Annotated in this window: 23 protein-coding genes and 1 pseudogene; 12 read left to right on the forward strand and 12 right to left on the reverse strand. The window is 68.9% G+C overall.

The genetic code is table 11. The annotated features are described in order from the left end of the window. Positions 1–11 precede the first annotated feature (11 nt). On the forward strand, positions 12–779 hold the full coding sequence (locus ACIBK6_RS35845; RefSeq protein WP_399056596.1) for a thioesterase II family protein: 768 nt from the start codon (positions 12–14) through the stop codon (positions 777–779). Between the two features lie 120 nt (positions 780–899). On the opposite strand, the gene ACIBK6_RS35850 is transcribed toward ACIBK6_RS35845, so the two are convergent. Beyond that, positions 900–1,835, reverse strand: coding sequence for an alpha/beta hydrolase (locus tag ACIBK6_RS35850; RefSeq protein WP_399056598.1), 936 nt, complete (start codon positions 1,833–1,835; stop codon positions 900–902). 52 nt (positions 1,836–1,887) lie between these two features. After that, positions 1,888–2,901, reverse strand: coding sequence for a zinc-binding dehydrogenase (locus ACIBK6_RS35855; RefSeq protein ID WP_399056600.1), 1,014 nt, complete (start codon positions 2,899–2,901; stop codon positions 1,888–1,890). A 162-nt stretch (positions 2,902–3,063) separates the two neighbouring features. On the opposite strand from ACIBK6_RS35855, the gene ACIBK6_RS35860 reads away from it, so the two are divergent. Continuing rightward, a complete protein-coding gene (locus ACIBK6_RS35860) occupies positions 3,064–3,597 on the forward strand; it encodes a TetR-like C-terminal domain-containing protein (RefSeq protein ID WP_399056728.1) in 534 nt (177 codons plus the stop codon). A 132-nt stretch (positions 3,598–3,729) separates the two neighbouring features. Here the strand turns inward: ACIBK6_RS35860 and ACIBK6_RS35865 are convergent, their stop codons facing one another. The 4 genes and pseudogenes from ACIBK6_RS35865 to ACIBK6_RS35880 form a co-directional block, all read right to left on the reverse strand. Continuing rightward, entirely contained in the window at positions 3,730–4,308 is a 579-nt protein-coding gene (locus ACIBK6_RS35865) for a hypothetical protein (RefSeq protein WP_399056601.1), read from the reverse strand. Further along, positions 4,305–5,702, reverse strand: a complete 1,398-nt coding sequence (locus tag ACIBK6_RS35870; protein WP_399056603.1) for an alkaline phosphatase family protein — start codon at positions 5,700–5,702, stop codon at positions 4,305–4,307. Before ACIBK6_RS35870 ends, ACIBK6_RS35865 begins: the two co-directional genes overlap by 4 nt. A gap of 421 nt (positions 5,703–6,123) precedes the next feature. Next, entirely contained in the window at positions 6,124–6,546 is a 423-nt protein-coding gene (locus tag ACIBK6_RS35875; protein WP_399056730.1) for an EamA family transporter, read from the reverse strand. 111 nt (positions 6,547–6,657) lie between these two features. Then, positions 6,658–6,954, reverse strand: a pseudogene (locus tag ACIBK6_RS35880) (hypothetical protein); the annotation flags it as partial. 211 nt (positions 6,955–7,165) lie between these two features. Between ACIBK6_RS35880 and ACIBK6_RS35885 the strand changes: the two are divergent. The 3 genes from ACIBK6_RS35885 to ACIBK6_RS35895 all read left to right on the forward strand — a co-directional run bounded on the left by ACIBK6_RS35885 (position 7,166) and on the right by ACIBK6_RS35895 (position 9,813). Continuing rightward, the gene (locus ACIBK6_RS35885; RefSeq protein ID WP_399056605.1) at positions 7,166–7,546 is read left to right on the forward strand and encodes an acyl-CoA thioesterase; all 381 of its coding nucleotides are present in this window, start codon (positions 7,166–7,168) and stop codon (positions 7,544–7,546) included. A gap of 38 nt (positions 7,547–7,584) precedes the next feature. Then, complete coding sequence (locus ACIBK6_RS35890; RefSeq protein WP_399056607.1) at positions 7,585–9,117, forward strand: acyl-CoA dehydrogenase family protein; 1,533 nt, start codon at positions 7,585–7,587, stop codon at positions 9,115–9,117. A gap of 408 nt (positions 9,118–9,525) precedes the next feature. Beyond that, positions 9,526–9,813 (forward strand): helix-turn-helix domain-containing protein, encoded by a 288-nt coding sequence (locus tag ACIBK6_RS35895; RefSeq protein WP_399056609.1) that lies wholly within the window; start codon positions 9,526–9,528, stop codon positions 9,811–9,813. Here ACIBK6_RS35895 and ACIBK6_RS35900 read toward each other — a convergent pair. Further along, positions 9,788–10,564, reverse strand: a complete 777-nt coding sequence (locus tag ACIBK6_RS35900) for an SDR family oxidoreductase (protein ID WP_399056610.1) — start codon at positions 10,562–10,564, stop codon at positions 9,788–9,790. The genes ACIBK6_RS35895 and ACIBK6_RS35900 overlap by 26 nt on opposite strands. Before the next feature lie 201 nt (positions 10,565–10,765). On the opposite strand from ACIBK6_RS35900, the gene ACIBK6_RS35905 reads away from it, so the two are divergent. Beyond that, a complete protein-coding gene (locus tag ACIBK6_RS35905) occupies positions 10,766–11,656 on the forward strand; it encodes a helix-turn-helix transcriptional regulator (RefSeq protein ID WP_399056612.1) in 891 nt (296 codons plus the stop codon). Positions 11,657–11,684: 28 nt separating this feature from the next. On the opposite strand, the gene ACIBK6_RS35910 is transcribed toward ACIBK6_RS35905, so the two are convergent. Further along, the gene (locus tag ACIBK6_RS35910) at positions 11,685–12,602 is read right to left on the reverse strand and encodes a LysR substrate-binding domain-containing protein (protein WP_399056614.1); all 918 of its coding nucleotides are present in this window, start codon (positions 12,600–12,602) and stop codon (positions 11,685–11,687) included. Positions 12,603–12,736: 134 nt separating this feature from the next. On the opposite strand from ACIBK6_RS35910, the gene ACIBK6_RS35915 reads away from it, so the two are divergent. Further along, positions 12,737–13,492, forward strand: a complete 756-nt coding sequence (locus ACIBK6_RS35915) for a flavodoxin family protein (RefSeq protein WP_399056616.1) — start codon at positions 12,737–12,739, stop codon at positions 13,490–13,492. Positions 13,493–13,586: 94 nt separating this feature from the next. Here ACIBK6_RS35915 and ACIBK6_RS35920 read toward each other — a convergent pair whose 3' ends face one another. After that, positions 13,587–14,888 carry a DUF2993 domain-containing protein gene (locus ACIBK6_RS35920; protein WP_399056618.1) on the reverse strand — a complete coding sequence of 434 codons (1,302 nt, stop codon included), beginning with the start codon at positions 14,886–14,888 and terminating at the stop codon, positions 13,587–13,589. Positions 14,889–15,318: 430 nt separating this feature from the next. Continuing rightward, positions 15,319–15,666 (reverse strand): winged helix-turn-helix transcriptional regulator, encoded by a 348-nt coding sequence (locus tag ACIBK6_RS35925; RefSeq protein ID WP_399056620.1) that lies wholly within the window; start codon positions 15,664–15,666, stop codon positions 15,319–15,321. 449 nt (positions 15,667–16,115) lie between these two features. Here ACIBK6_RS35925 and ACIBK6_RS35930 point away from each other — a divergent pair, with 449 nt between their 5' ends. The 3 genes from ACIBK6_RS35930 (at position 16,116) to ACIBK6_RS35940 (ending at position 20,892) form a co-directional block, all read left to right on the forward strand. Beyond that, positions 16,116–17,000, forward strand: coding sequence for an NAD(P)-dependent oxidoreductase (locus ACIBK6_RS35930; RefSeq protein ID WP_399056621.1), 885 nt, complete (start codon positions 16,116–16,118; stop codon positions 16,998–17,000). A gap of 416 nt (positions 17,001–17,416) precedes the next feature. Then, positions 17,417–19,489, forward strand: coding sequence for an elongation factor G (gene fusA, locus ACIBK6_RS35935; RefSeq protein ID WP_399056623.1), 2,073 nt, complete (start codon positions 17,417–17,419; stop codon positions 19,487–19,489). A 335-nt stretch (positions 19,490–19,824) separates the two neighbouring features. Continuing rightward, the gene (locus ACIBK6_RS35940) at positions 19,825–20,892 is read left to right on the forward strand and encodes an alpha/beta hydrolase (protein ID WP_399056625.1); all 1,068 of its coding nucleotides are present in this window, start codon (positions 19,825–19,827) and stop codon (positions 20,890–20,892) included. On the opposite strand, the gene ACIBK6_RS35945 is transcribed toward ACIBK6_RS35940, so the two are convergent. Continuing rightward, positions 20,859–21,830 (reverse strand): GlxA family transcriptional regulator, encoded by a 972-nt coding sequence (locus ACIBK6_RS35945; RefSeq protein WP_399056627.1) that lies wholly within the window; start codon positions 21,828–21,830, stop codon positions 20,859–20,861. The genes ACIBK6_RS35940 and ACIBK6_RS35945 overlap by 34 nt on opposite strands. Positions 21,831–21,929: 99 nt before the next feature. On the opposite strand from ACIBK6_RS35945, the gene ACIBK6_RS35950 reads away from it, so the two are divergent. Further along, the gene (locus tag ACIBK6_RS35950) at positions 21,930–22,775 is read left to right on the forward strand and encodes a dienelactone hydrolase family protein (RefSeq protein ID WP_399056629.1); all 846 of its coding nucleotides are present in this window, start codon (positions 21,930–21,932) and stop codon (positions 22,773–22,775) included. Between the two features lie 28 nt (positions 22,776–22,803). Here ACIBK6_RS35950 and ACIBK6_RS35955 read toward each other — a convergent pair whose 3' ends face one another. Further along, positions 22,804–23,868, reverse strand: a complete 1,065-nt coding sequence (locus tag ACIBK6_RS35955; RefSeq protein ID WP_399056631.1) for a polyprenyl synthetase family protein — start codon at positions 23,866–23,868, stop codon at positions 22,804–22,806. A 258-nt stretch (positions 23,869–24,126) separates the two neighbouring features. Between ACIBK6_RS35955 and ACIBK6_RS35960 the strand changes: the two genes are divergently transcribed. Then, positions 24,127–25,770 (forward strand): cytochrome bc complex cytochrome b subunit, encoded by a 1,644-nt coding sequence (locus ACIBK6_RS35960; protein ID WP_399056634.1) that lies wholly within the window; start codon positions 24,127–24,129, stop codon positions 25,768–25,770. Positions 25,771–25,839 lie beyond the last annotated feature (69 nt).

Consider the following 25,839-nt stretch of genomic DNA (forward strand, 5'->3'; position numbering starts at 1 on the left):
CGATCAGTTCCGTGAACACCTCGACCGCCGCCGACAACAGCCTGTGGATACGCCGGTTCCAGCCGAGGCCGGACAGCTCCGTCCGGCTGGTCTGCCTGCCGCACGCGGGTGGCTCCGCGAGCTTCTACCTCCCCGTGGCCCGGGCCATGCCGGACTTCGCCGACGTGCTGTGCGTCCAGTACCCCGGCCGGCAGGACCGCCGTACCGAGCCCCTCATCGACAACATCCCCGAACTCGCCGACCACGTGTTCACCGCGCTACTGCCCTGGGCGGACCGGCCGCTGGCGTTCTTCGGCCACAGCATGGGCGCCTCAGTGGCCTTCGAGGTCGCCCGCCGTTTCGAGCGCGAGAAGGGCATCGTCGCAGCGGCCCTGTTCGCCTCCGGCCGCCGGGCCCCCTCGGCACACCGCCACGAGACCGTGCACCTGCGCGACGACCGCGGCCTGATCGACGAGGTCAAGAGCCTCAGCGGCACCGACACACAGTTGCTCGGAGACGAGGAGGTGCTCCGGATGGTCCTCCCGGCCATCCGTGCCGACTACCGGGCCGCGGAGAGCTATGCCCCCGAGCCGGGGGAGCCGTTGCAGTGCCCTGTGCTCGCGATGGTGGGCAGCGAGGACCCGAAGGTGACCGTGCCGGAGGCGGCGGCCTGGGCGGAGCACACCACAGGGCCGTTCGCCCTGCGGGTCTTCTCCCAGGGCCACTTCTACCTGGTGCGCGACCAGGCCGAGGTGATCCAGGCGATGTCCGACCGGCTCCGCACATCCCTCGCCGCCTGATCCCGGCCGCCCCCGCCGGACCCCGGACTGGGGTCCGGCGGGTGCCGGCTCATGGCCCTTGGTCATGGGGCCTGCTTGGCGGGACAGTCCGCCCACCGGGGTGCGGTGGCGTGCTTCGGGCTAGCCGAGCCGTTGCTTGAACTGGGTGAACAGCTCACTTACTGCGGCCTCGGACGCGGGTGAGACCGGGAACAGGTTGACGAAGGCGTGGATCAGCCCATCGTAATTGCGGACGAATACGTCCACGCCGGCGTCACGCAGCGCGCTGGCGTACGCCTGGCCCTCGTCGCGCAACGGGTCGTACTGAGCCGTGCCGATGACTGCCGGGGCAAGTCCGTGGAAGTCCTCCGCGCGGAGCGGGGACACCTTGGGCGACCTTCGGACGGCTGGGTCGGTTCCGGCGTAGAGGTCCTGGATATCGGAGATGGCCTCGGCTGTGAGTGCGTAACCGGTGGCGTTCTCGGTGCGGGAGGGGGTGTCCGCGTCGAACTGGACCACGGGGTAGGCGAGCAACTGGGCGGCAAGCGGGCGGCCTTCGGCGTGGAAGGTCTGGGCGATCACGGCGGCGAGGTTTGCGCCGGCACTGTCACCGGCCACGGCGAGGCGGTCGGCCCGGCCGCCGAATTCCCTGATGTGGTCGGCCACGTGACGGGTCACGGCGAGGCAGTCCTCGTAGGGGGCGGGGAAGGGGTGTTCCGGGGCCCTGCGGTAGTGCACGGCAACCAGGACGGCCTCCACATCGCGGCACAGCCGACGAGTGACGAGGTCGTGACTGTCGAGGTCGCCGTTGATCCAGCCGCCGCCGTGGTAGAAGACCACGGTGGGGACCGGCCCTTCCTTGGCGGGCCGGTAGATCCGCACGGGCACGTCTCCGACGGGCCCGGGCACCGTGGTGTCCCGCACGGAGCCCACCTCAATAGGCTCCGCCGGAACCATCGAGGCCCCCAGTTCTCTCTCCGCCTCCCTCAGCACCTCGGGGTCCGTCGAACGGATCGACAGAGCTGGGAGCGCATTGATCTGTTCCAGGAGGGCAGCGATGGCAGGTTCGACGGACATGTGAGGCACCTTTCCTTCGGAGGGGTGTGCCAGCGACGCGAGGCGGACAGGGTCAGGGCCGCAGGATCAGCCGGATCGGGTCGCCCTCTTTGGTCTGCAGGCGTTGGACGGCCTTGGCCGCGTCGGCGAGCGGCAGCACATCGGTGATGGAGCGTGAGAAGTCCAGCCGACCGCCTTCGGCCAGGGCGATCAGCTGCGGGACGGCGTCGTCCTCGGAGCCGTAGTGGCCGAGAATCTGGTGCTGCAGGTAACTGAACAGCGTGCCGTTGGCGACGGTCAGCGGTTTGTCGGTCAATCCGACCAGGATCAGCCGTCCCTTGGGTGCGAGGACGGTCAGGGCCTGTTCGCGGACGGCGGCGATGCCGGCGAAGTCGAAGGCGGCGTCCAGTGCCCGGCTGCCGGTGGCGGCCAGGATCTGCTCGCGCAGCTGGGGGTCGGCCGGGTCCAGGGCCAGGTCGGCGCCGAAGTCCAGGGCCCGTCGGCGGGCGGCCGGGACGGGGTCGACGGCAATGATGGGGTAGGCCCCGACCGTGCGCAGCAGTTGGACGGCGTGGGCACCGAGCCCGCCGATGCCCCACACGCCGACGGCCTGGGCCGGCCGGACTCCGGCCGTGGTGGTGATGGCTCCCCAGGGGGTGGAGACCGCGTCCGGGATGATGGCGGCCTGCTCGAAGGGGATCGAGTCGGGCAGGGCGAACAGTGTTCCGATGCCGGCCAGCGCGTACTCGGCCCAGCCGCCGTCGTAGTCGACGCCTCGCGTGAGGAGATGGCCGTCGTCGTGGACTTCGCCCGCCTGCAGCACGACCCGCTGCCCGGCCGTCCAGCTGGTTACGTCCGGTCCGAGCCCGGATATCGTGCCGGCGACCTCGTGGCCGAGGGTGACGGTGTCTCCTTGCAGGTGGGACGGCGTGAGAGTGCCGTCGATCAGGTGGACGTCGGACAGGCATACGCCTGCCGCCTCGACTTTCACCAGTACCTGTCCGGGACCGGGGGTCGGCTTGGGTACGTCCTCGACGGTCAGGGTGTGGGAGGGGGGGTGCAGTCGTGCGGCGCGCATGCGGTCCATGGCGGGTTCGTCCGTTCCGGTAGGTGACCCGCGCGGGCTATCGCAAGTCAACTTGCTTTCCAACGTACGCTTGCCATTGCCCTATCGCAAGAGCACCTGCGTTAGGCTCGTACGGTGACGGATGACGAAGAGGCCCCGCCCCTCCGGCGCCGCGGCGAGCGGATGCGGCAGGCCGTTCTGACTGCCACAGTCGACCTGCTGGCCTCACGAGGTCTGGCCGCGACCACCGTGGCAGCCGTGGCCCGTGCGGCCGGGGTCCACGAGACCTCCGTCTACCGGCGCTGGAAGACCCGCGAGAACCTCATCTTCGACGCGCTGGCCACCCGCTCGGACCAGGCTCTGCCCATACCCGACACGGGTGCCGTGCGCCAGGACCTCACGGAGTTCTTCGCCGCGCTGGCCCGCTTCCTCGCGACGCCGGCAGGCACCGCGCTGCTGCATCTCGGCACGGTCCATGAAGAAGACGCACTCGAAGAAGGACGCCGCTCCTATTGGCGCGCCCGCCTGGAACGTGCGGAAACGCTGGTCCAGCGCGGCATCGACCGGGGCGAACTGGCCGCCGACACCGACCCGCACCTACTGGTCGAGGCCATCACCGGTCCCCTGCTCGCGCGGGTGCTGCTCACCGGCGAACCGCTGGAGGAGACCCTGGTCCCGCGCCTGGTCGACCTGGTCCTGGACGGGACATGCGCCTGACCTGATGGCCAAGGGGAGCTGGAACTCGCGCGCACCGCTCCCGCACCGGCGCGCAATACGGCACCGCAGACCCGCGGCCCCTGCGACGCCGGGACGGATCGTTATGGCTGCTGACCTGTATGACGGGCGCTGTCAGTCGAGTTCGACCTCGAAGTCCCACGTGGCCAGGGGCTTTCCGGCGTTGTTCCAGGTCAGGGTGGAGTGCCCTGCGGTGAAGGTCGCGGCCAGGTGGAGGATCGCGTCATGCCCCGGGGACGCTGTAGCTGATGGTGCGTCAGGAATGAACGGCACGGTGTGGCCGAGTTCGTCGGTGACCGCCAACGCGTCAGCGTTGAGCACCTGATTACCTGCCGTGACATGGAGCACCACGGTGATGCTGCCCTTGGAGGCCGTTGGCACAGCCGCGCCCGGTGATGGGGCGGGCAGGTCGAGCGCGGGTCCGGTCGCGGTGACCTGGCCCTGCTGCGAACCCAGGTCGAGGTGGACGGCGTCGCCCATGGCGACGAGCTGTGCGTGCCCGGCGGAGGCGGTGGGCACGACGGGTGAGGGCGGCGGTGTCGGAATGGGTACCCGTCCAAGATCCTCGCTGGAACCCTTGGAACATCCGGTGCCGCCGATGAGCAGGAGCACCAGAACCGCGACGGCGGCGTGCCGGCGGCCAAGGCCGCGCCCGAGGTGGGCGCGGCCCTGGCTGGTGGAGCGGTCACTCACTTGGCGGCTCCGCGCGGCAGGCTGTCGTGCACGGCATTGGCGCCGGTGAAGTCGGGCTGCACCGCGGCGGGCTGATCCTGCGCCTGCTTGGCGGTGGCCGAGTAGACGCCGTTGCTGCCCATCGCGGCCGGCTGCATGGCCCGGCCGGTCGGGTTGTTGTAGACGTCCGGGCCGAACGGACGAAGGCCCGGGGCGGCGGCGTAGCCGAGGTGGCCGTGGCCGTCGGTACCGCCGCGATTGATCTTGAAGAGGTCCTCCATGCTGCGGAGCCACGAGTAGTGGTTGTACGGCTGGTCGCTCACGGTGCCCGGCTTGATGTAGCGGGAGATCAGCACCGAGCCCGTGATGCCGCCGCCGGGAGTGGTGTCCTGGCCGAACGCCTGGAAGCCGGGCTGGCTGGTGTTCGGGCCGGGCAGTTCGTTGCAGCAGGCGACGATGGACTGCGAGGTGTCGGTGGGGGTGTTCAGCTTCGGGTCGGTGTTGCCGGTGTAGTCGCCGGTTGAGTTGCCGTACAGCTTGTACGGCGGGAACGCCTCGTCGAAGGTGATGTCGATCAGGCCGCCGTCCTGGAAGGCGGGCGAGGCCATGATCTGCGGTATCCACTTCTGCAGGAACAAGTCCGAGGCGTACAGGCCGCCTTGGTGGTTCTTCGGGTCGCCGGAGCCGTTGTCGCCCTTGCAGGTGGAGTCGTGGGCGTCCGAGCAGTTGTCGGGCGTGATCCAGGAGAAGGCGGGCGTGGTCGCCTCGCTCTTGAGGTCCTGGGCCAGGCCGCTGAGCGCCATGTGCCCCGGCTCGGCCGCCCGTCCGTCCAGCGGGACGACCTTCTTGCAGTCGGCGGGATTGTCGACGAGGGAACGGAACCAGGCGGTGGGGTTGTGCTTGGGCACGTACTGATCGGCGGCGGTGGCGCCGCCCGGGTCCGGGACGCCATTGCCGCTCGGGTCGCCGGGAATGCCGCAATGGTACGGGTCCTCACGGCCGGCGGTCTTGCCCATGTCCTGCATGTACGCCTTCCAGCCGAGGTGCTTGGCGTCGAGCTGGTTGAACAGGGTGGACACGGACTTGGGGTACACACAGCCGCTGGACGCGTGAACCTGGCCGTCGGCGGCCGCGGTGCCCGGGGAGACGTCCTTGTACTGCGGACAGTCGTCCTGGTTGTCCGGAGCCGGGGCCTGGCCGCTGACCGCGCTGATGTAGTTGTCGAGGCTGTAGTGCCCGGTGCCGTAGTACTGGCGCAGCAGCTCGCCGTACTGCGGAAGCGTCTTCCACAGATAGCTGTTCTGATTGAGCCCGGTGAACGAAGCCTCGTACGACTTGTTCTCCAGCATGATGGTCCACACATGCTTGATCTTCGGCGGATGGAAGCTGTGCGAGTCGGCGGCTGCCGTCCCCATGCCGCTCCCAGCCATCAGCCCGGCAGCAACCAAGGCCCCTGCAGCCGCAGTCGCCGCTATTCGCGGCCCTCGGCCCATGTCCATCCGGCCGAACCGGAATCCCCTGAGTCTCATGGAACACATGCTGTACGCACGCTCTACGCGCGTACACCCGCACACGAGTAAACCTTGGGTTAACCCCAGCCCGGCACCTGCGAAACGTGGTCCGCCGCGTCTGTGCCGTGGGCTGGGGAGGGCCGGCCCGATGTTGAGAGGAGGGTCCGGTGCAGCCCCGGTGCTGCGGGCGACCAGGCTGCCCTGATGGCCCGCCGGGCCTGGCAGGGCGGAAGGCATCCCCCGAATCCGGGCGGTGGCGTGACCGGCCCCGCTCCCGTCACCACCCGGGTTCGGGGGCACCTGTGGGCCGGCAGCGCGCCTGCACTCAGGTGCGGTCTGTCGCCGCCACGGAGTTGTCGACCGGCAGAACGGGAGCCTGTTCGGCGCGGGGTGGTCTGCTACTGCGGTTGAAGACGGCGATCGAGATCACGATGACCGTGAACCCGATGATCTCCGACATGGTCGGGCGCTGGCCCAGGACAGGCCAGGCGATCAGCCCCGCGGCGATCGGTACACCGTAGAAGTACGACGCCACCCGGTCCGCGCTCTCCGAACGCATCAAGACGAACAGCAAGCTGAGTGCACCGATCGATACGCCGACCGACATCCACAGCTCCGACAGCAGCAGCTGCGGTGTCCAGCGTATGACGCCCCGCTCGAAGATCAGTGCGCCGACGAGCATGACAACGGCCGACGAGCCAGACTGAACGAATCCATTGATCAACAAGTGTGCGCCCGGGTTCTTCATCTGGTAGTAGAACTGTCCGGTGGACAGGCCTACCAGGCCGAGGAAACCAAAGGCGACATTGGTCGGGGTGAGCCCGGATGACGACTCCAGACCCCGGTACACCGTGATGGCGACGCCGGCCAGCCCGCCGATCAGGGCCAGCACTGACAGCAGCCGGATCTTTCTCGCGGTCACGACGGAGACCATCAGCCATACCAGAATTGGCTGCAGCGCGATGATCAGTGCCGAGACAGCGGGGGTCATGCCGTGGTAGAGCGCGTAGAACACCCCGACGGAGAACACACCCTGCAGCAGGATGCCGCTGAGAATGAGGTGGCCATAGCCCGAGCGTGGCCAGCTGACCCTGAAGCACATGATGAGGGCGAACAAGACAACTGCGGTCGCGCCGAACCGGATGGCCAGGAAGTAGAAAGGCTCCGCATAGGGCCAAGGTCAAGCAAGCAGTTTAGGGGACATACGATTCGCTCGTACACCCCTCTCATGCCGTCGATTTGGAGGCGGTAATTCCCGAGGTGACGGGATCGACCACGCAAGTCTTCAAACAGCACGCCCGGGCCGGCGCCTGGATGGAATAACGATTCGCCACCAGGGTGGCGACCAACAACCTAGGGGGCAGAACATGAAGGTGACGATTTCGCCGCGTTTCTCCGAAGTCGACGTGCTCGGCCATGTCACCAATTCTGCAGTGCCGGTCTGGTTCGAGCACGGCAGGTTGCCAATTTTCCGACTGTTCAGTAAAGAACCAAATATGCGCGACCTCGCGCTTATCCTGCGCCGGTACGAAATCGACTTCACCCGACAGATCTTCGCATCCGTCGACGTCATCATCGAGACGAAGGTGACGAAGATCGGCAACACTTCGATCACCATCGAGCAGATCGCCACACAGAATGGCACTGAAGTCGCCAGTGGCACGTGCATCATGGTCCACTTCGACTACGAAAGGGAAACGACCACCAGCATCCCGGACCACCTACGATCCGAATTGAGCGCGCTGTAGCGTCAGAACTAATTACCGGCCGAGATTGGACTATTGCCATGACTGTTTCACGCAACCTGTTAGTTGACCTTGACTCGCCAGAATTCCTTGACAATTTCCAACGCGGCATCGACGAGTTCGACAGTGCCGGACTGCCGCAGGAGCCGCTCTCCCGGGAAAACCTGCGGAAGTTGGTCGACCTGGGCATCTACCTACCGGCCATCCCCCGCGAGTACGGCGGCCGGGAAAGCCACCAGGAGATGTGCGAAGTCATTGAGATCATGTCCGAGCGCAATCTGCCAATGGGCATGTACACGATGATCGTGACGGTCCTCTTCCTCCGCAACGTGATGGCCAGCGGTGATGACAGGCTGAAGAAAGAGGTCTTCGACGACTTCGTCAATAACCCCGTCATCGGCGGTCTGGCCTTCACCGAACCGAGCAGTGGTTCGAACCTCGCGCGCATGCAGACCACGTACCACGACGACGGTGGCGAGTATCGGATCACCGGAACCAAGCACTGGCAGGCGTTCAGTGAGCAGGCAGACTGGTGGATCATCTGCGCCAAGCATCCCGAACGCAAGGAGTTCGCCTACTTCGCCCACAAGCGATCAGACGGCGGATTCGTGACCACCGAGGTCTACGACAGCCTGGGGCTGAAGAACCTCGGATACGGACTGAACACCTTGGACCTGCGCGTCCCTCGCCACTACAGGCTCACCAAGACCAGGGAGAGCCTGGGCGACGCCGCCGAGATCCTGTGCGCGTCCCGGTTCAGCAAAGCCGCCATGTCGAGCGGTTTCCTGCGCCGGTTGCACACTGAGGCCCTGCGCCATGTCAGCACGAGGCAGATCGGTGACATCACACTGCACGACATCGACTACGTGCGGTACAAGGTCAATCGCATCAAGCAGAACTACGTCGTGTGCAACGCGCTGTACCGGCAGCTGATGCTGGCGGAGAACTATTACGCGGACCTCGAAAACAGCATGTTCGCCTCACTGGCGACCAAGGTGCTGGCTTCCGAACTCATGCTGGAATCGGCTATCGACTACCAGCAACTGTGCGGCGGCGAAGGATATCGGATGGGCGCGCCGGACAACATCGCCGCCCACGCCCTGCTCGACGCGCGCGTCTACACCATTTTCGACGGAACGAATGACCTGCTGTGCCAGCATCTGGCCAATCTGTTCCTGCGCCACTTCCAGCAGTCCGGACTCCGATCTCCGCTGGAGTTCATCGGCCAGTTCGCATATCTGGAAGATGCGTTCCTCCACCTCACCGACATCAATCTCAGCTACCTCGCCGACGCGCCGTCCCAGGACAAGATCGTGATCCTGGGGCGCATCCTATCCAGAATGTACGGAATCAGCGCGCTGCAGAAGTCGTCCCAATCGGCCGCGCCCAGCGCGCGGCTCGCCGTGGACGACGCCGACTACCCGAAGGCGATCGCGGTGCTGAAGAACGAGATCGTCGGCCTGGTCAACGAGTACGAGCTGGCCGGCAGACTCGCCGAGACCCAGGCGGTGCCGGGCGTGATTCGTCCGCGCGCCGCCATGACCTCCGTCGACTCCAAGGCTGGAATGCGCTAGTGGCCGGCGAGAACAAGAATCTCAAGGTTTCGCTCATCGCGTTGGTGTTCGTCATCATCTACGGATCGGGTTTTGTGGGCGGTCGAAAGGGTGAGCAGTGGTTTCTGCCTTCTCGAAGGGAAGTCTTTCGCTGGCATGTGAATCTTGCATCAGGTTCATGACCATTGGAAAGTGCCGGCAGGGTTTGGCCTAAAACCGAGTGATTCGGCCGCGCTCTTGGGAGTACTTTAATTGCATATGACAGCTAAGCCCGACCTCAAGTAACCCTCAAATTGGCTTGAACTGTGCGACGCCGACGGCTGCCCCTCCATCCCGCGTCGCGCTTCCTCTGGAAGCCGAAGCAGCCCGGCCCGCAGCGCCAAGGGCGTTCCTCCGGCACGGCGGCGCTCTCCAGGACGCCGCGGCCAGTTGGACGTCCACCGCAACACGCTGCGGAACCGCCTTCAGCGCGTCCAACAGGCCCTGGAGCACGACGTGGACCAGGATCTTGCAGCACCGCACGCCCCGCCACCCGCACTTTCACCCCAGCCGCAGCGGCCGACCCCGCCTCGGAACGGTCCTGGTCGGTCGGCCGGAGCTGCGGCATCGCGCCTCAATAGCGGGCGCGGGGAACTGCGCGACCAGCCACGACGGGCCCTGGCTGACGCACCGCACTCTTTTCACGGAGCGCTTAGCCGGCCTGACCGGTCGGCATGATGGTGACCTGCTGCAGGTTGGCCCGCGGTGGCAGGCTCGCCAGGAAACCGATGGTCTGGGCGATGTCCTGCGGCGTGAGCCACTCCATCGTCTCCTTGGAGCCTTCGAGCCACTGAAGCGCGCCCTCGTCAGTGACATGGCTCTGCAGCTCGGTACCGACGATGCCGGGCTCGATCGCCGCCACGCGCACCTTCTTCGCCCCCAGTTCGGCACGCAGGTGCCGGGACAGGTGGGTGACGTACGCCTTGGTCGCGGAGTAGACGGCGAAGTTCGGGAAGATGTTCTGCGCCGCGATCGACGAGGTGTTGATCAGGTCGGCCACACCGCGCTCGGCGGCGGCCCGCACCAGCTGCGGGGTGAACGCGGCGATGGTGTTCATCAGGCCGCTGACGTTGAGGTCGATCTGGCGCTGCCACTGGTCGGTGGCCAGTTCCTCGACGGGAGCGGGAAGCATGACGCCCGCGTTGTTGAACAGCAGGTCGGCGCCGCCCAGTTCGGCCGTGACCCGGTCAGCGGCCGCCTGGAGCGCCGCCTTGTCGGTCACGTCGACGGCCAGAGCGAGCGCCTGGCCGCCGTTCTTCTTGATCCGGGTGACCAGCTCGTCGAGGCGCTCCGCGCGCCGGGCCAGGACGACGACGCGGGCGCCCAGTTCGGCCAGGTGCTCGGCGGAGGCCTCTCCGATGCCGCTGGAGGCGCCGGTGACGACCGCGACGCGGCCGGTGAGGGGACGGGCAGAAGACTGCGTGGCCATGGTGCACACCTTTCAAGGTGAGGAGTGAGGGGGCGAAGTGGTGACGGCCGGATTGCCGCCGTGCCCCTGATCCAGAACACCACCCCTAACGCCTTCGCAGGCCGCCGAAGTGGGCCCTGACCAGGCAGGTATTCGTGAGACAGGTACCCGCAGGGCCACCCAGGAGCGGGCTCGCCCGCCCCGCATGACCACAATGGAGACATGGACCGCAGCCGTGAGATCGCCGACTTCCTCCGCACCCGGCGTGCCGGACTCACCCCGGACAAGGCCGGTTTGCCGGACGACGGGCGCGCCCGCCGCGTCCCCGGGCTGCGCCGCGACGAGGTGGCCCGCCTCGCCGGGGTCAGCACCGAGTACTACACCCGCCTCGAACAGGGCCGCGTCGGCAACCCCTCTCCCGAGGTCCTCGAAGCCCTCGCCCGCGCCCTGCACCTGGACGACTCCGAGCGCGAGCACCTGACCGACCTGCTGGCCCGCCCCACGGCCACGCGCCGCGGCCCGACCAGCCCCCAGCGCGTACGCCCCGGTCTGCATCTGATGCTGCAGACCCTCGACCACGTGCCCGCCTTCATCCTCGGCCGCCGCACCGACGTCCTGGCCACCAACCACCTCGCCCGCGAGGTCCTCACCGACTTCGACGCCCTCCCCGCACCCCGCCGCAACCTGGCCCGCTACTACCTCCTGGACCCCCAGGCCCGCGAACGCGTCCTCGACTGGGACCGGATCGCCGCGGAAACCGTCGCCGTCCTCCGCCTGGAAGCCGGACGCTACCCCGACGACAGGCAGCTCGCCGAACTCGTCGGCGAACTCACCCTGAAATCACCGGAGTTCTCCACCTGGTGGCACGACCACCGCGTGCTGCGCCGCACCCACGGCGCCAAGGGCTACCACCACCCCGTGGTCGGCGACCTCCACTTCTCCTACGAGTCCTTCCAGGTGCCCGGCGACAACGAGCAGACCCTGTGCGTCTACAACGTCGAACCGGGCTCCGAAACCGCTCGCTCCCTCCCACTGCTCGTCAGCTGGACGACACCGCAGCCGCGCACACTCTCCTCGTCCGAGGCCACTCCTCCCCCTGGACCGACGTCGTAGGTGAGCAGGGGAGTGGAGCGCTGCGCCGTCAGCCAAGCGCTCCGCGGGAAGTGCTGGGCGACTTTGCCGAGGCGTGCAGCAGCAGGTCGCGCAGTGCCGTGGCGGTGTCCGACGACTCGATGGGCGTGAGGACGACCTGGTCGGCGGTGGTCGAAGGGCCAGTGAGGGGAATGATGCGCAGGCCGGGTGGCTGGTGGTCGAGTGCGGATTCGACGGTGATGCCGATGCCCGTTCCCGCGGCGACATGAGCGGCGATGGCGTGCACGCTGTCGGCGGTTCTGATGATGCGCAGGTCGGCTCCGCCGATGTGGAAGGCGGACAGGAGGCGGTCGCAGAGACCGCTGTTGATCTGGTGGGGCCAGGTGAGCAGGCCGGTGGTGGACAGTTCGGACGCGCTCAGCTCGGCGTGCGCGGCGAGGGGGTGGGTCGCCGGTACGAGCGCCACGAACCTCTCGGTGGACAGCACCCTCGCGCGTACGCCGGTGACGTCGCCGGTCGCCCAGCCGATGCCCAGGCCGATCGTCTCCGCCCGCAGGGCGGTGAGCTGGGCTGTGGTGGGCATGGCCTCCGGCACGATCGTCACGTCGGGGAAACGGTCGCGCAGTTGCGGCAGGCAGCGCAGCAGCAGCTGTTGGCCGGTGTATTCGGCGTGCGCGACGACGAGGGTGGTGCGGGTCCGGTCGCCGGCGACCAGGGAGCGTCCGCGCTCCTTGAAGTGGCGCAGCTGGGCCAGGGTGGCGTGGGCGTCGGGCAGCAGCGCTTCGCCGAGACCGGTCAGTGACACCCGGCGGCTGGTGCGGTGGAACAGCCGCCCGCCCAGGGTGCTCTCAAGCCGCCTGACGGCGTCGCTGACGGTGGGCTGCCCCCGGTGCAGGCGCGCGGCGGCGCGGCCGAAGTGGAGCTCTTCGGCGACCGCGACGAATGCTTCCAGTTCCATCCTGTCCATGGGGCCAGGCTAACGCGATCGATCGGTGTGACCGATCGCTGCGCGGCGAAGTTCGGCGTTGATGCTGTGCCGTACGCAGGTTGTGATGGGTGGGCAAGCAGGGATTTCCCCACGACCGGAAGTAGTGAAGAAGCATGACAGCCAATGACGTTGACCATGAGCACGATGCGCCGATGGTCACGGTGACGGTGGTCTACCACTCGGTGCACGGGCACACCCGGGTCCTGGCCGAGCACCTCGCCGACGGGGCGCGGCTGGTGCCGGGCGCCCGGGTGCATCTCGTCGAGATCCGGCCCGAGGACGTCATCGCGGGCCGTTGGCACGATGCGCAGGTGCTGGCGCTGCTGGAGCGCTCCGATGCGATCGTCTTCGGCTGCCCGACGTTGATGGGCAGCGTGTCGGCGGTGTTCAAGGCGTTCATGGAGGCGGCGTTCACGCCGTTCATCACGCAGGCGTGGAAGGACAAGCTGGCCGGGGCGTTCACCATGTCCGCCTCGCAGAGCGGCGACAAGCTGGCGGTCCTGGAGCAACTGGCGGTCTTCGGTGCGCAGATGGGCATGCAGTGGATCGGGGTGGGAGACATGCCGGGCAACAACTGGAGCGGTGGCGCCCGCGACGATGTGAACCGGCTGGGCTCGTGGCTGGGCCTGATGAGCCAGAGTCACGCCGACCAGGGGCCGGAGCATGCCGGATCGCGCGGCGACCGGATCACCGCGGAGCGGTACGGCGAGCGGATCGCCCGGCTGACTCAGCGCTGGGTCAACGCCGTGCCGTACGACACCTCCCGGATGACCGAACACGAGGCCCGCGCCCTGTCGGCCTCCCTCAGGGAGACGAACGACGCACCGGCAGTGCTGACCGGCGCGCAGTCCCTCAAGGCCGGGCTGTGAGGCCTGCCCATGCCCTGAGCGCGTCCGCCGGATTCGTCGGCCGAGCGCGGAGGCTCACGGCGCACCAACCGCCGTGCCGGTCACAGGAGAACCTCTAGCGGCCCTTGCCCACCGCGAGATCCGTCCCGGAGACCGTCGCCACGATGCCGTTCTTCTCCACGCGTACACCGCGCAGTCGCAGGTCCTGTGCCTCCTTGGGCAGCGTGAACGAGAAGGACAGGCGGTCGGACAGCTCCGGGGGGCGCATGGCGAGCAGGCCGGTGATCAGTTTCGGGTCGATGCCGATTTTCGACAACAGCCAGGGGTGGTCCGCCACGACGTCCACGAGGTTGACGCGCATCAGCTGCTCGACGAACCGGGGCGTGCCCACCAGCTGGTGGAGCTTCTCGTCGTTCCGCAGGGCCAACTCGACGTCCTTGTCCGGCACTCCGAGCCGCTTCACCACAGCGGGGAGGGAAAGCAGCGCCTTCACGCGCGCCGTGTCCCGGCTGATGAGCTCGGCGGTCTCGCGGTGCAGCGTCAGGCCCCTGTCCCGGCCCGGCCGGTAGGTGGCGATGCCGGGCATGTCGAGGCTCATCCCGTCGATGTCCGTGGACAGACCGCGGCTGCCGTCGAGCCGCAACTGGGCCTCCGCGCTGACGCGCAGTTCCTGCCCGGCGATGGTCAGCTTGCCGTCCGCGCCGACCGCGTTGTCGCTCCGGCGGCTGAACTTGACCTGGGAGGCGGCGAGTTCACGGTTCATGTCGTCGAAGGAGAGCGTGATCTCTCCGTCCAGATTGCCGATGACCGCGCTTCGTATGTCGCTCGGCAGGTCGCCCGTCAACTCGATGTCGTGCGCGCTGGCCCGCACCTTCGCGAGGGACACGCGATCTGCGGGCACGTGCGGCACGGTGACGTCCACGCGCCGCAGGCGCTTGTCCAGGACCTGGGTGAGGAAGGGGAACCCGTGGATGTCCACCTGGGGTGCGGCCGCCAGGTGGAGGTCGTCCTGGAGCGCCTGCTGCGCCTTCTTCTCCGCGTACATCGCCGCGTACCGGTCCGCGAGGACCAGGAACCCCGCGGTCACGACCAGGGCGGACAGCAGCTTGGCCACGCGGGGCAGGGCGGCGAACGGGCTCCTGCGGCGTCGGCGACCGCGCCTGGAGCGGTGGCCGTTCGCCACGCGCCGGCGGTCGGGCGGGGACGAGAAGAAGTCCTCGTCGAGCTCGGCGCCCATGGGGACGAGGTGGGGGTCGGCGGGCCCGGGGGAGGCCGGTGGCCCCGGCGGTACTGCTCCCGGTATCTCCGGAGGTACGGAGCCGGGGTCGGCCCAGGAGCCGTCGGCCGGGTGGGGGTCGGGCTCGGGGTCTGCCAGGGCCGCCAGTTCGTCATAGGGGTTGCGGTAACGAGGGTGCATGCGTATGGGGGTTCGCATCACCTCATCCCACCACACATGATCCACTCGTACGCAACCGCTACCGGCGGTACGTCCGAAATGGCGCGGACCTCGACGCCCGCGCGCACCCCCGCACAGCGCGCAGGTGTGGCGAACAACACGTCAGTCGGGGCCATCCGGAACGCCCCGGCCTTCTCCAGGAGGTCGAGGTTCTCGTCGGGGAGCCAACGCCGTTTCTCGGCATCAAGGCCGTTTTCCCGGAATTTGCCTGCACGAGGGATTGCGTCGGCCGATATCGGGTCTGCCTATGTCCCGGCGGACACCGATAAGCATTCGGAAGCGGTTGCAATCCTCGCCGGGCGGATTCCGGCGACGGTCATCGGCCGGTAACCTCGGAACCCTCATCTTCAACGAACTCTCGGCTCACCCCGGATGGGGATGCTCCGGGGGATCAGACGCCTTCGGGTACCGGCTCGACCCGCTCGGGCAGATACTCCCGACCCCAGGCGCCAAGTGGACGGAGAGCGACGTTGAGCGCGGCGCCGCGCGGTGTCAGGGAGTACTCCACACGCACCGGCGGCTCTCCGTACGACTCGCGGTGGACGATGCCGTCCGCTTCCAGCTCCCGAAGGTGCTGGAACAGCACCTTCTCGCTGACGCCCGGGATGAGTCGCCGCAACTCACCGAAGCGACGGTCCTGTTCGGCGAGCGCCCACAGGATGACGACCTTCCACTTGCCGCTGATCACTTCCACTGCGGCATCCAGCCCGCAATGTGTAGGCCTGACTCTGACGCTCATGATCCCACCCCGCTGGCTGACGGTTCACGCTCCCAAGCCCACGCGCACTGCGTGCGCGCCGGTAACCCCAGGGTAAATGCAAGGGCGTTGACGGGGCAGGTGATGCGCACAGGGGGGGCTGATTCCACGGCCAGGGGAGTCGGTGCAGCCACCCGGAACGGCGCCTGCGAGGGGACTCGGCGGGCGACCGGGCAGGGGAGAAGCAGCCGTCGCCCATCGGTCAGTAATTCACTGGCAATCAATATCTCTTGGTGTCCTTGCTTAGCGCCGGATTACCTTTCGATTCCAGGACCGCGCCCGGGCACGCACTTTGCGGTAAGTGCTTGAGCGGCCCCAGGCGCCGGTATAGCCTGCAAACGCGTACTTAACGAGGGGGCCAGCGGGGGCTGTTGTCGCGCCTCCCGTATGTGATGCGACCCGTGAGAAATCCTAGAAGGAGCGTGATTGTGATGGCCGATGAAAATCGTGCGCCCGTTTCAGTTATAGGTCTGGGCATGATGGGTGCCGCGCTCGCCGGTGCGTATCTGAAGGCCGGTCACCGGACGACCGTGTGGAACCGTTCGGCCGACAAGGCGGACGCTCTCGTCGAGCAGGGCGCCACGCGGGCCGGATCCATCGCGGAAGCCGTTGCCGCGAGCGACATCCTGGTCGTGTGTGTCGTCGACTACGACGCCCTGTACGCGATCCTGGAGCCGGTCAAGGAGTCGTTGTCGGGCAAGGTGCTGGTGAACCTCACCTCCGGCCTCCCCGAGGACGCGCGCGGCGCGGCCAAGTGGGCCGAGAAGCTCGGTGCCGAGTATCTGGACGGCTACATCATGACGGTCCCGCCGGCCGTCGGCCTGCCGCAGACGCTGCTGTTCTACGGCGGCTCCCGGGCGACCTTCGAGGCCCACGAGTCGACGCTGAAGGTGCTTGGCGGCAACAGCGTGTTCCTCGGTCCGGACGCGGGTACCGCCGCCCTCTACGACCTGGGTCTGCTGGGCATCCTGTGGGCGAGCCTCACGAGCGCGCTGCACGCCTACGCTCTGGTCGGCAGCGAGAACATTCCCGCCGCGGCACTTGCACCGTACGCGGAGGCCTGGATCACACATGTGGTGCTGCCGAGCATCAAGGGTGCCGCGCAGGCGGTCGACGCGGGTGAGTACGCCACGACCATCTCTACGGCCGCGCTGAACGCGGTGGGTCTGAAGAAGATGGTGGAGGCCAGCAGGGCACAGGGTATCCGGCCGGATCTGATGGTCCCGATCCAGAAGTTCCTGGACAAGCGGGTGGCCGACGGTCACGGCGCCGAGGCCCTGGCCGGCATGTTCGAGGTCATCAAGAACCCCGAGTAGCGGCCGCGGCCGGCGGGTTGGGCGGTGCGGCGCCGGAAAACCATGTGCCCCGCGCCTGACTCGCTCCCTACACTCGCCATGCGACGCGCTGCCGACCAACGAGCACCGCGCGCTCCATGTCTGCGAAGAGAGTAGAAGAGAAGGGGAGTTGGGCCATGTGCACGCACCGCACCGCGGCTCCCACTTCCCCGTCCCGGTACGACGTGATTCCGGTGTCTCGTAGCGCGCGGTGCCGGCTGCGCGGCCGGCACCGTATGCCCGTGACGCACTTGTAGGTCCTCCAGCTCTCGTTCCCTTCCGCTCGTTCCATCCGGAAGGCACCGGCGGCGTGCGGAGAAGACGGATCCCTCGCGACGGATCCCTCGCGTCCGGGAATTGCGCTGCCCTTCTTCTCAGTACTGGAAAGGCCTCGGGCCATGCGCACCAACAGGCGACCTCTCGCCGTCACTTCACCCACCGCCGTCCGCAACCTCGGCATCCTCGCCCACGTGGACGCCGGCAAGACCACGCTCACCGAACGGATCCTGTTCGCGACCGGCGCCGTGCACAAGCGGGGCGAGGTCCACGACGGTACGACCGTCACCGACTTCGACGCCCAGGAACGCGACCGCGGCATCACCATCTTCGCCGCGGCCGTGAGCTGCTCCTGGAGCGGACACCGGATCAACCTGATCGACACGCCGGGCCACGTCGACTTCTCCGACGAGGTCGAGCGCTCCCTGCGGGTACTGGACGGGGCGGTCGCCGTATTCGACGCGGTCGCCGGAGTGGAGCCGCAGAGCGAATCGGTGTGGCGGCAGGCCGACCGGCACGGGGTGCCGCGGATCGCGTTCGTCAACAAACTGGACCGGGCGGGAGCCGACCTCGACACGGCGGTCGCCTCGATCCGGGAGCGGCTGGGCGCGGTGCCGCTCGCGGTGCAACTGCCCGTCGGACGGGAGGAGGGCTTCACCGGGGTCGTGGACCTGCTGCGGATGCGCGCGCTGCTCTGGCACGCCGACTCCGACACCTATCAGACGGGGCCGGTGCCCGAGGCGCTGCGGGAGGAGGCGGAACGGCGTCGCCGGGTGCTTGAGGAGACGGTGGCGGAGCTTCATCCGGACGCGTTGGAGGAGTTCTGCGCGACATCGGCACTGACCGAGCAGACCCTGGTCCGCGCCTTGCGGGAGCTGACCCTGAGCGGGGATGCCGTGGTCGTGCTGTGCGGCTCGGCGTATCGCAACCGGGGCATCGAGCCGCTCCTGGACGCGGTGGTGGCGTACCTGCCGTCGCCCGCCGACATGCCGCCGGTGCGCGGGACCGGGGACGGCGCAGACCAGGAGCGCGCCCCCGATCCGGCGGCGCCGTTCGCCGCTCTGGCCTTCAAGGTGACGGTCACTGCGAGCGGGCGCCTCACCTATCTGCGGGTCTACTCGGGCACGCTCCGCAAGGGCGAATCCGTACGGGATGCGGCAACGGGCCGTACCGAGCGGGTCGGCCGGATTCTGCGGGTGCAGGCCGATCGCCACGAGGAACGGGAGGAGGCGGTGGCGGGGGACATCGTCGCCGTGGTCGGTCTGAAGGGCGCCCGCGCCGGTACGACGCTGTGCGCGCCGGCGGCGCCCGTGGTCCTCGAACCGCCGTCGGTGGCCGAACCGGTGGTGTCGGTGGCGGTCGAGGCCCGCCGCAGTACCGACACCGGCCGGCTCTCGGCGGCGCTGGCACGGCTTGTCGAGGAGGACCCCTCGCTGGTCGTGCGGTCCGACACGGAAACCGGTCAGACCGTGCTGTCGGGGATGGGCGAGCTCCATCTGGAGGTCGCGGCGGAGAAGATCCGCCGCGCTCACGGGGTGGAGGTCGTCGTCGGCCGGCCGCAGGTCTCCTACCGGGAGACCGTCGTACGCGGGGTGACCGGCCTGGTCCATCGGCACGTCAAACAGGACGGTGGCGCAGGGCAGTTCGCGCATGTCGTCCTCGACGTCGAGCCGCTGGAGGGAATGGGGTTCGAGTTCCGCTCGACGGTCGTCGGCGGCCATGTGCCCCAGGAGTACGTGCGGGCCGTGGAGGCAGGGTGCCGCGACGCGCTGACCGAGGGCCCGCTCGGCGGTTTCCCGGTGACCGGGTTGCGCGTCACGCTGACCGACGGGGCGACCCACTCCAAGGACTCCTCGGAGCTGGCGTTCCGCGCGGCGGGCCGGTTCGCGCTCCGCGAGGGGCTGCGGGCGAGCACGATGGCACTGCTCGAACCGGTCGTCGAGGTCACGGCGACCGTACCGGAGGAGGGAGTTGGTGGTGTTCTGGGTGATCTCGCGGCGCGACGCGGCCGGGTCTCGGGGTCCACGGCGCAAGCCGGGACCGCAGTGATCACGGCGGCGGTTCCGCTGGCCGAGCTGTTCGGGTACGCGTCCCGGCTGCGCGGCCGGACGCAGGGCCGGGGCACCTTCACCACCCGACCGGCGCCCCTCGCACCGGTACCGCCCTCCGTCGCCGACACCCTGCTGACCCGGTAGCCCCCGGGCCCGCCGCCCACCGGCACCTGCCCCGCCCCGGCCCGCCCGGGGCGGGGCAGCACCGTGCGCCGACGGCTCCCTCGCTCGGTCCCAAGTTCCCTTGAATCAGGGCGAGTTCAGGGACTGCCAGTCCTTCCACCGTTCGCTGAACGTGCCGATGGCCACTGCGTAGGAGTGGCGGCGGATGATTGACTACCCAGCATGGACATAGCGCGAGCGCTCCCCGTCTGCACGGACGCGTTGACGAGCTGTTCCGACCGGTACCCGCTCGTCTGCACGGACGTGTTGACGAGCTGTTCCGGCCGGCATGCGCTCGGCCGACGGGACGGCCTGTCATGAGCGCGGGCGGAGGGCCGGCGGAGCCGGGCCCCGTCACGACGTCCTGGGACGCGCCCCCGTTCGACCCCGAACTGGGCGCGGCGCTCAGGGCTTTGGGGGACGGGGCGAGGGAGCCGTTCACGCCGGAGAACCTCGCGGCCCGGCAGCGGCGGGACGCCGCGACGCGGCCCAGACCGACGGTCCGGGACCTTCGCGCCGACGGCCGCTTCGAGGTGGCGGAGCTACGTGTGCCAGGAGCGTCCGGCGGACAGGACGTCACGCTCGTGAGCGCACGGCCCGCCGGGATCACCGGGCCCCTGCCGCTGCTGTACTACCTGCACGGCGGCGGCATGATCATGGGGAATGCCTGGTCCGTGCTTCCGCAAGTGCTCCGCGAATGGGCCCTTCCGCTGGAGCTGGCCGTCGTCTCCGTCGAGTACCCGCTGGCACCGCGGGCGCGCTACCCCGCACCGCTGGAGGCCTGCTACGCCGGATTCGTCTGGGCGGCCGGGCACGCGGCCGAACTCGGCATCGACCCGGACCGCATCGTCGTCGGAGGGAAGAGCGCCGGTGGCGGACTCGCCGCCGCGCTCGCCCTGCTCACCCGTGACCGGGGCGGCCCCGCGCCGATCGGGCAACTGCTCCTGTGCCCGATGCTCGACGACCGCGACGACACCTTCTCCAGCCACCAGATGGCCGGCATCGACCTGTGGGACCGCACCTCCAACACCACAGCGTGGCAGGCGCTGTTGGGCGACCGGTACGGCGGCGAGGACATCCCGCCCTACGCGGCTCCCGCCCGTGCCACGGATCTGTCCCGGCTGCCCCCGGCCTACATCGAGGTCGGGTCGGCCGAGACCTTCCGGGACGAGGACGTGGCCTACGCCAACGCCATCTGGCAGGCCGGTGGCCAGGCCGAACTGCACGTGTGGCCCGGCGCCTTCCACGGCTTCGACTCCTTCGCGCCCCGGGCGGCCCTCACCCAGGACGCCCGCGATGCCCGCACCCGCTGGCTGCGGCGCCTCCTCACCCAGGCGGGCGCGGGGTGCCATCAGCCGGCACCGCGTCGAAAGGCCGCGCGGTAGTCCCTCGGGCGCCGGCCGGTGTGCTTGGCGAAGAGGGCGGCGAACGTGCTGGGGTCCCGGTAGCCGACCGCGGCGGAGATGTCCGCGACGGTCCGGTCCGTGGTCTCCAGGAGATGGCGGGCGCGACGGACGCGCGACGACTGCAAGTACTCCAGCGGACTGCGGCCGGTCTCGTCCGCGAAGCGCCGCAGCAGCGTCCGCGTGCTGACATGGAACGTGTCCGACAGCGCGGCGAGGTCGTATCGCGCGGCAAGGTGCTGGTCGAGCCGTCGCATGACCTGGTGGGAGAAGGCGTTTCCGGGCCGGGGGAGCAGGCCGGCGTCGACGTACGGCGTCTGGGACGAGCGCGCGTCGTCGACGAGTGCCACCCGCGCGGTGGCCCGCGCCACACCGGCACCGCTGTGTTCGCGGATCAGTTCCAGCGCGAAGTCGTACATGGCGCTGAACGCCGCCGTCGTCGTCACCCCGGTGTCGGTGACGACCAGACGCTCGGGCCGGACCTCGGCCTGCGGACAGCGCCGGGCCAGTTCGTCCGCGTGGAGCCAGGCCGTCGTAGCTCGGCGCCGGTTCAGGAGTCCGGCCTCGGCGAGCAGGAACGCGCCGACACAGATCGAGACGACGGCACTTCCCGTCGCCGCGTGCGAGCGGATCGCGGTGACTTCCGGGGCGAGGGACGCGAGCTTCGCCGCCACATCGAGGCCCGGCACGAGTTCGAAGCCGGGCACGACCAGGACGTCGACCTCGCGCAGTGGGCAGACGGCCAACGCCGCACCACCCGAGGCGGCAACGCGACGCCGGGGCGACACGATCGTCACCTCGTATCCGGCGTGGTCCGGGCCGGCGATGTGCGTGGCCATCGTCAAGAGATCGGGCACGCCGAACACTTCGGACGCGAAGCAGCCCGGATACGCCAGGACACCCACCCGCAGCGCGCTCATGCTCGCCTCCTCACCACCACCGGCCGATGGCGAGATTACCCGCGAACATGGCGACCTGGCCCCTCACCCGGTGCGGGGGCATCGGTCCACGCTGTCACCATGAGTACTGACGACGGACGCCTGGACGACGCGATCACGGACTTCTCCCGCCGACTCGTGGACGTGGACGGCGTGGTGAAGACGGTGTACGCGGCGGGTTCCGGACCGGCCGTCGTGCTGATGCCGGAGATGCCCGGCATCAGCCCCGACGTCCTCCGGCTGGCGCGGTGGATCCGGGACGCGGGCTTCACCGTCCAGGTGCCCTCGCTCTTCGGGACCGACGGTGCCTGGCCCACGGTCGAGGGCGGTACCGAGGTCGTCCGCCGCGCGTGCGTGAGTGCCGAGTTCCGTGCGTTCGCCGGCGGCGGCACCAGCCCCGTCACGGCGTGGCTGCGCGGGCTCGCGCGCCAAGCCCATGCCGAATGCGGCGGCCCTGGAGTGGGCGCGATCGGACTGTGCTTCACCGGCAACTTCGCTCTCACCATGGCGCTTGAACCAGCGGTCGTCGCACCCGTGCTCAACCACCCGTCGCTGCCGCTGGACGACCCGGCCGGAATCGAGATCAGCGACGGGGACGCGCGCGCGGTCCGGGACCGCGTCGCGCGCGACGGACTGAAGGTTCTCGCCTACCGCTTCGAAGGCGACCGCTGGTGCACGGCCCGCCGATTCGCCGCCTATCAGGCACTCCTCGGTGCTGCCTTCGACGGCCGTGTCCTTCCGGACAGTTCGGCGAACACCAGCCCGCCACCGTTCTTCCGCGACGTGGTCGAGTCGCCCCACAGCGTCGTCACCGCTCACCTCGTCGACGAGGCCGGACATCCCACGCTGAAGGCCAGGGACGAGATCCTCGCCTTTCTGACCGACCGATTGAGCCCTTCCGGACGCTCCGGGACGCCGTACGCCTGACCGGTGCGACCCACTGCCACGAAGCCGATCAGCCTGGCTGGGTCCCGGCGCCGCTCGTCGCCGGGCTCGCCGTCGCGGTCAGCGTGGCGAGCGCCCGCGTCGCGGACTCGGCGAGCAGCTCCCGTCCTTCGCCGGGCGGCAGCGCGTCCAGCGCTTCGACCGCCGAGCGCGCATGACTGTCCGCCAGCGCGAGCGCCTCGTCGATCGCCCCCGACGTACGCAGAATCGCGGTCATGGCGGCCAGCGCCTGCGCCGGATCGCCAGGACCGCCGAGGCACGACTCGATGTCGCGGCGGGTGGGCCCGCAGGCGTCGCGATGCGCGAGGATGACCGGCAGCACGAGCCGCCCGTTCCTGATGTCGCTCGTCGGCGCCTTGCCCGTGCGGTCCGCGTCGCCGGTGTAGGCGAGCAGATCGTCGTGGACCTGGAAGGCGATGCCCAGATGGTCCGCGTACGCGACCAGCGCGGCGAGCTCGCCCGGACCGCCCCCGCCCAGAATGCCTCCCACCTCGCAGGCCGCCCGGAACAGCGCCGCCGTCTTCAGGCGGATCATCTCCAGATACGGGCCGACCTCGAACACCCGGCCCCCGGTGAGCTGCGACTCCAGGCTCTGGCCCCGGCACAGATCCATCCCGGCCCGCGCGATCGCGGCCACCGCCGTCACCACGCGGTCGGCGGGCACACCCCGGTCGCGGCACTCCGCCAGACACGCGAAGAGCTGGAAGAACAGCAGGTCACCAGCGACGATGGCTTCGTTGACGCCGTACTTGCGATGGGCGGCGGGGCGGCCGCGGCGCACCGTGTCCGCGTCGATGATGTCGTCGTGGATCAGGCTGCCGACATGCCCGCACTCCGCGGCGACCGCCGCCGGAAGCACGCTCATCGCATCGCCGCCGACCGCCTGGGCGCTCGCGAGCAGCAGACAGGGCCTAAACAGCTTTCCCGGCGGCAGCAGCGCATGCCGACACGCCTCGTCGACCAGGGCCGATCCCGTCGGCCGGCGCGCTTCGAGCTCGCGGACCACCACCTCGCGCAGCCGGAACCCCGCCGCGAACGCCTCCGGTGCCCTGTGATCCGCTTCGATTTCGGTCATGTGCCGAGTCCCGTCTGTAGAGCGAGCCCGTCAAGACTGCGGTACGGCATTGTCGCCGACGCGTGCGCGAAAGGGCGGCATTGTCGGCCAGTGCGGCAGCCGGGGCCGGGACCGTCACAGGAGCCGAACGCACCACCGTGTGCCGCCCGTCATCCGATCCGGCGCGAACTGACGATTCCTCATATGCCTTTGCCGTAGGTGCTGTTGGCCACCAGAGGCTGCCATGTCTACCCTGGTATCCGCCTGAGGGGGAGACGCATGAGCGAACGCATCGAGCGCACCCGGACCAGCGGACGGCCGGCCGAGCCCGGCAAGGGCGAGCGGCTGGCCGACTGGGCGGACGGCCGCCTGGGACTGCACACGCTGGCCAAGGCCCAGATGCGCAAGATCTTCCCGGACCACTGGTCGTTCATGTTCGGCGAGATCTGCCTCTACAGCTTCCTCATCCTCATCCTGACCGGCGTCTATCTCACCCTGTTCTTCGAGCCGAGCGGCGTCGAAGTCGTCTACCACGGCTCGTACGTGCCGCTGAACGGCATCCGGATGACACGGGCGTACGAGTCCGCGGTGGACATCAGCCTGGACGTGCGCGGCGGGCTGCTCATCCGGCAGATCCACCACTGGGCGGCGATCGTCTTCGTCGCCGGACTCCTCGTGCACATGATGCGGGTGTTCTTCACCGGCGCGTTCCGCAAGCCGCGCGAGGTGAACTGGCTGTTCGGCTGGACGATCCTGATGCTGGCTCTGGTCACCGGGCTCACCGGCTACTCGCTCCCCGACGACATGCTCTCCGGCACCGGCATCCGCTTCGCCCAGGGCGCGATCCTGTCCGTACCCGTGGTCGGAACGTACCTCTCGTTCTTCCTCTTCGGTGGCGAGTTCCCCGGCCACGACATCATTTCGCGGCTCTACCCGGTCCACGTCCTGCTGCTGCCCGGCATCATGCTCGGCCTGGTCGTGGTCCATCTCATCCTGGTCTTCTACCACAAGCACACCCAGTTCGCCGGGCCCGGAAGGACCGAGCAGAACGTGGTGGGCGCGCCCTTCCTGCCCATCTACATCGCCAAGGCGGGCGGCTTCTTCTTCCTGGTGTTCGGGGTGCTCGCGGTGATGGGCGCGGTCGCCACCATCAACCCGCTGTGGGCGATCGGCCCCTACCGCCCCGACATGGTGTCCACCGGGGCCCAGCCCGACTGGTACCTCGGCTTCTCCGAGGGGCTGATCCGGGTCATGCCCGGCTGGGAGATCAACGCCTGGGGGCACACCCTCCAGCTCGGCGTCTTCATCCCGTTCACGCTCTTCCCGCTGATCATGCTGGCGATCGCCGTCTACCCGTTCTTCGAGGCGTGGGTCACCGGCGACAGACGCGAGCACCACATCGCCGAGCGGCCGCGGAACGCACCGGCCCGCACCGGGATCGGCGTGGCCTGGCTGACCCTGTACGGGGTGCTGCTCATCGGCGGCGGCAACGACCTGTGGGCCACCCACTTCCAGGTGTCGATCAACACGATCACCTGGTTCGTACGGATCGCGGTCTTCGTCGGCCCCGCCGTCGCGTTCGCGGTCACCCGGCGGTTCTGCCTGGGGCTCCAGCGCCGCGACCGCGACAAGGCCCTGCACGGCCGGGAGTCGGGGATCGTGAAGCTCCTGCCGCACGGCGAGTACGTGGAGGTCCACCAACCGCTCACCCAGGGCGAGTTGTACACGCTCACTGTGCACGAGCAGCCTCGGCCGTACGAGCTGGGTCCCGCCGTCGACGCCAACGGTGTCGTTCGGAAGTTCCGCCGCTCCGACCGGCTGCGGGCCCGGTTGTCGAAGGCCCTGTACGGTCCGGGCAGCCAGATCCCCAAGCCGACGGCCGAGGAGTACCTGGAACTCAACCGGGGCGAAGGCCACCACTGACCGCGCCGTCGCACCCAGTCGCGCCCCGTGGCCAGGACCGATTCCCCTGCGTTGGGGAAAGGTTGACCC

It is taken from the genome of Streptomyces sp. NPDC050485 (genome assembly GCF_044458185.1).
Taxonomy (GTDB): Bacteria; Actinomycetota; Actinomycetes; order Streptomycetales; family Streptomycetaceae; genus Streptomyces.

What these genes read in the sequence shown, in the direction of transcription:
- ACIBK6_RS35850 (WP_399056598.1), bottom strand. Translation starts at nt 1,835, where the DNA reads ATGTCCGTCGAACCTGCCATCGCTGCCCTCCTGGAACAGATCAATGCG.
- ACIBK6_RS35855 (WP_399056600.1), bottom strand. Translation starts at nt 2,901, where the DNA reads ATGGACCGCATGCGCGCCGCACGACTGCACCCCCCCTCCCACACCCTG.
- ACIBK6_RS35860 (WP_399056728.1), top strand. Translation starts at nt 3,064, where the DNA reads ATGCGGCAGGCCGTTCTGACTGCCACAGTCGACCTGCTGGCCTCACGA.
- ACIBK6_RS35870 (WP_399056603.1), bottom strand. Translation starts at nt 5,702, where the DNA reads ATGGGGACGGCAGCCGCCGACTCGCACAGCTTCCATCCGCCGAAGATC.
- ACIBK6_RS35875 (WP_399056730.1), bottom strand. Translation starts at nt 6,546, where the DNA reads ATGAAGAACCCGGGCGCACACTTGTTGATCAATGGATTCGTTCAGTCT.
- ACIBK6_RS35885 (WP_399056605.1), top strand. Translation starts at nt 7,166, where the DNA reads ATGAAGGTGACGATTTCGCCGCGTTTCTCCGAAGTCGACGTGCTCGGC.
- ACIBK6_RS35890 (WP_399056607.1), top strand. Translation starts at nt 7,585, where the DNA reads ATGACTGTTTCACGCAACCTGTTAGTTGACCTTGACTCGCCAGAATTC.
- ACIBK6_RS35900 (WP_399056610.1), bottom strand. Translation starts at nt 10,564, where the DNA reads ATGGCCACGCAGTCTTCTGCCCGTCCCCTCACCGGCCGCGTCGCGGTC.
- ACIBK6_RS35905 (WP_399056612.1), top strand. Translation starts at nt 10,766, where the DNA reads ATGGACCGCAGCCGTGAGATCGCCGACTTCCTCCGCACCCGGCGTGCC.
- ACIBK6_RS35910 (WP_399056614.1), bottom strand. Translation starts at nt 12,602, where the DNA reads ATGGACAGGATGGAACTGGAAGCATTCGTCGCGGTCGCCGAAGAGCTC.
- ACIBK6_RS35915 (WP_399056616.1), top strand. Translation starts at nt 12,737, where the DNA reads ATGACAGCCAATGACGTTGACCATGAGCACGATGCGCCGATGGTCACG.
- ACIBK6_RS35920 (WP_399056618.1), bottom strand. Translation starts at nt 14,888, where the DNA reads ATGCACCCTCGTTACCGCAACCCCTATGACGAACTGGCGGCCCTGGCA.
- ACIBK6_RS35925 (WP_399056620.1), bottom strand. Translation starts at nt 15,666, where the DNA reads ATGAGCGTCAGAGTCAGGCCTACACATTGCGGGCTGGATGCCGCAGTG.
- ACIBK6_RS35930 (WP_399056621.1), top strand. Translation starts at nt 16,116, where the DNA reads ATGGCCGATGAAAATCGTGCGCCCGTTTCAGTTATAGGTCTGGGCATG.
- fusA (WP_399056623.1), top strand. Translation starts at nt 17,417, where the DNA reads ATGCGCACCAACAGGCGACCTCTCGCCGTCACTTCACCCACCGCCGTC.
- ACIBK6_RS35940 (WP_399056625.1), top strand. Translation starts at nt 19,825, where the DNA reads ATGAGCGCGGGCGGAGGGCCGGCGGAGCCGGGCCCCGTCACGACGTCC.
- ACIBK6_RS35945 (WP_399056627.1), bottom strand. Translation starts at nt 21,830, where the DNA reads ATGAGCGCGCTGCGGGTGGGTGTCCTGGCGTATCCGGGCTGCTTCGCG.
- ACIBK6_RS35950 (WP_399056629.1), top strand. Translation starts at nt 21,930, where the DNA reads ATGAGTACTGACGACGGACGCCTGGACGACGCGATCACGGACTTCTCC.
- ACIBK6_RS35955 (WP_399056631.1), bottom strand. Translation starts at nt 23,868, where the DNA reads ATGACCGAAATCGAAGCGGATCACAGGGCACCGGAGGCGTTCGCGGCG.
- ACIBK6_RS35960 (WP_399056634.1), top strand. Translation starts at nt 24,127, where the DNA reads ATGAGCGAACGCATCGAGCGCACCCGGACCAGCGGACGGCCGGCCGAG.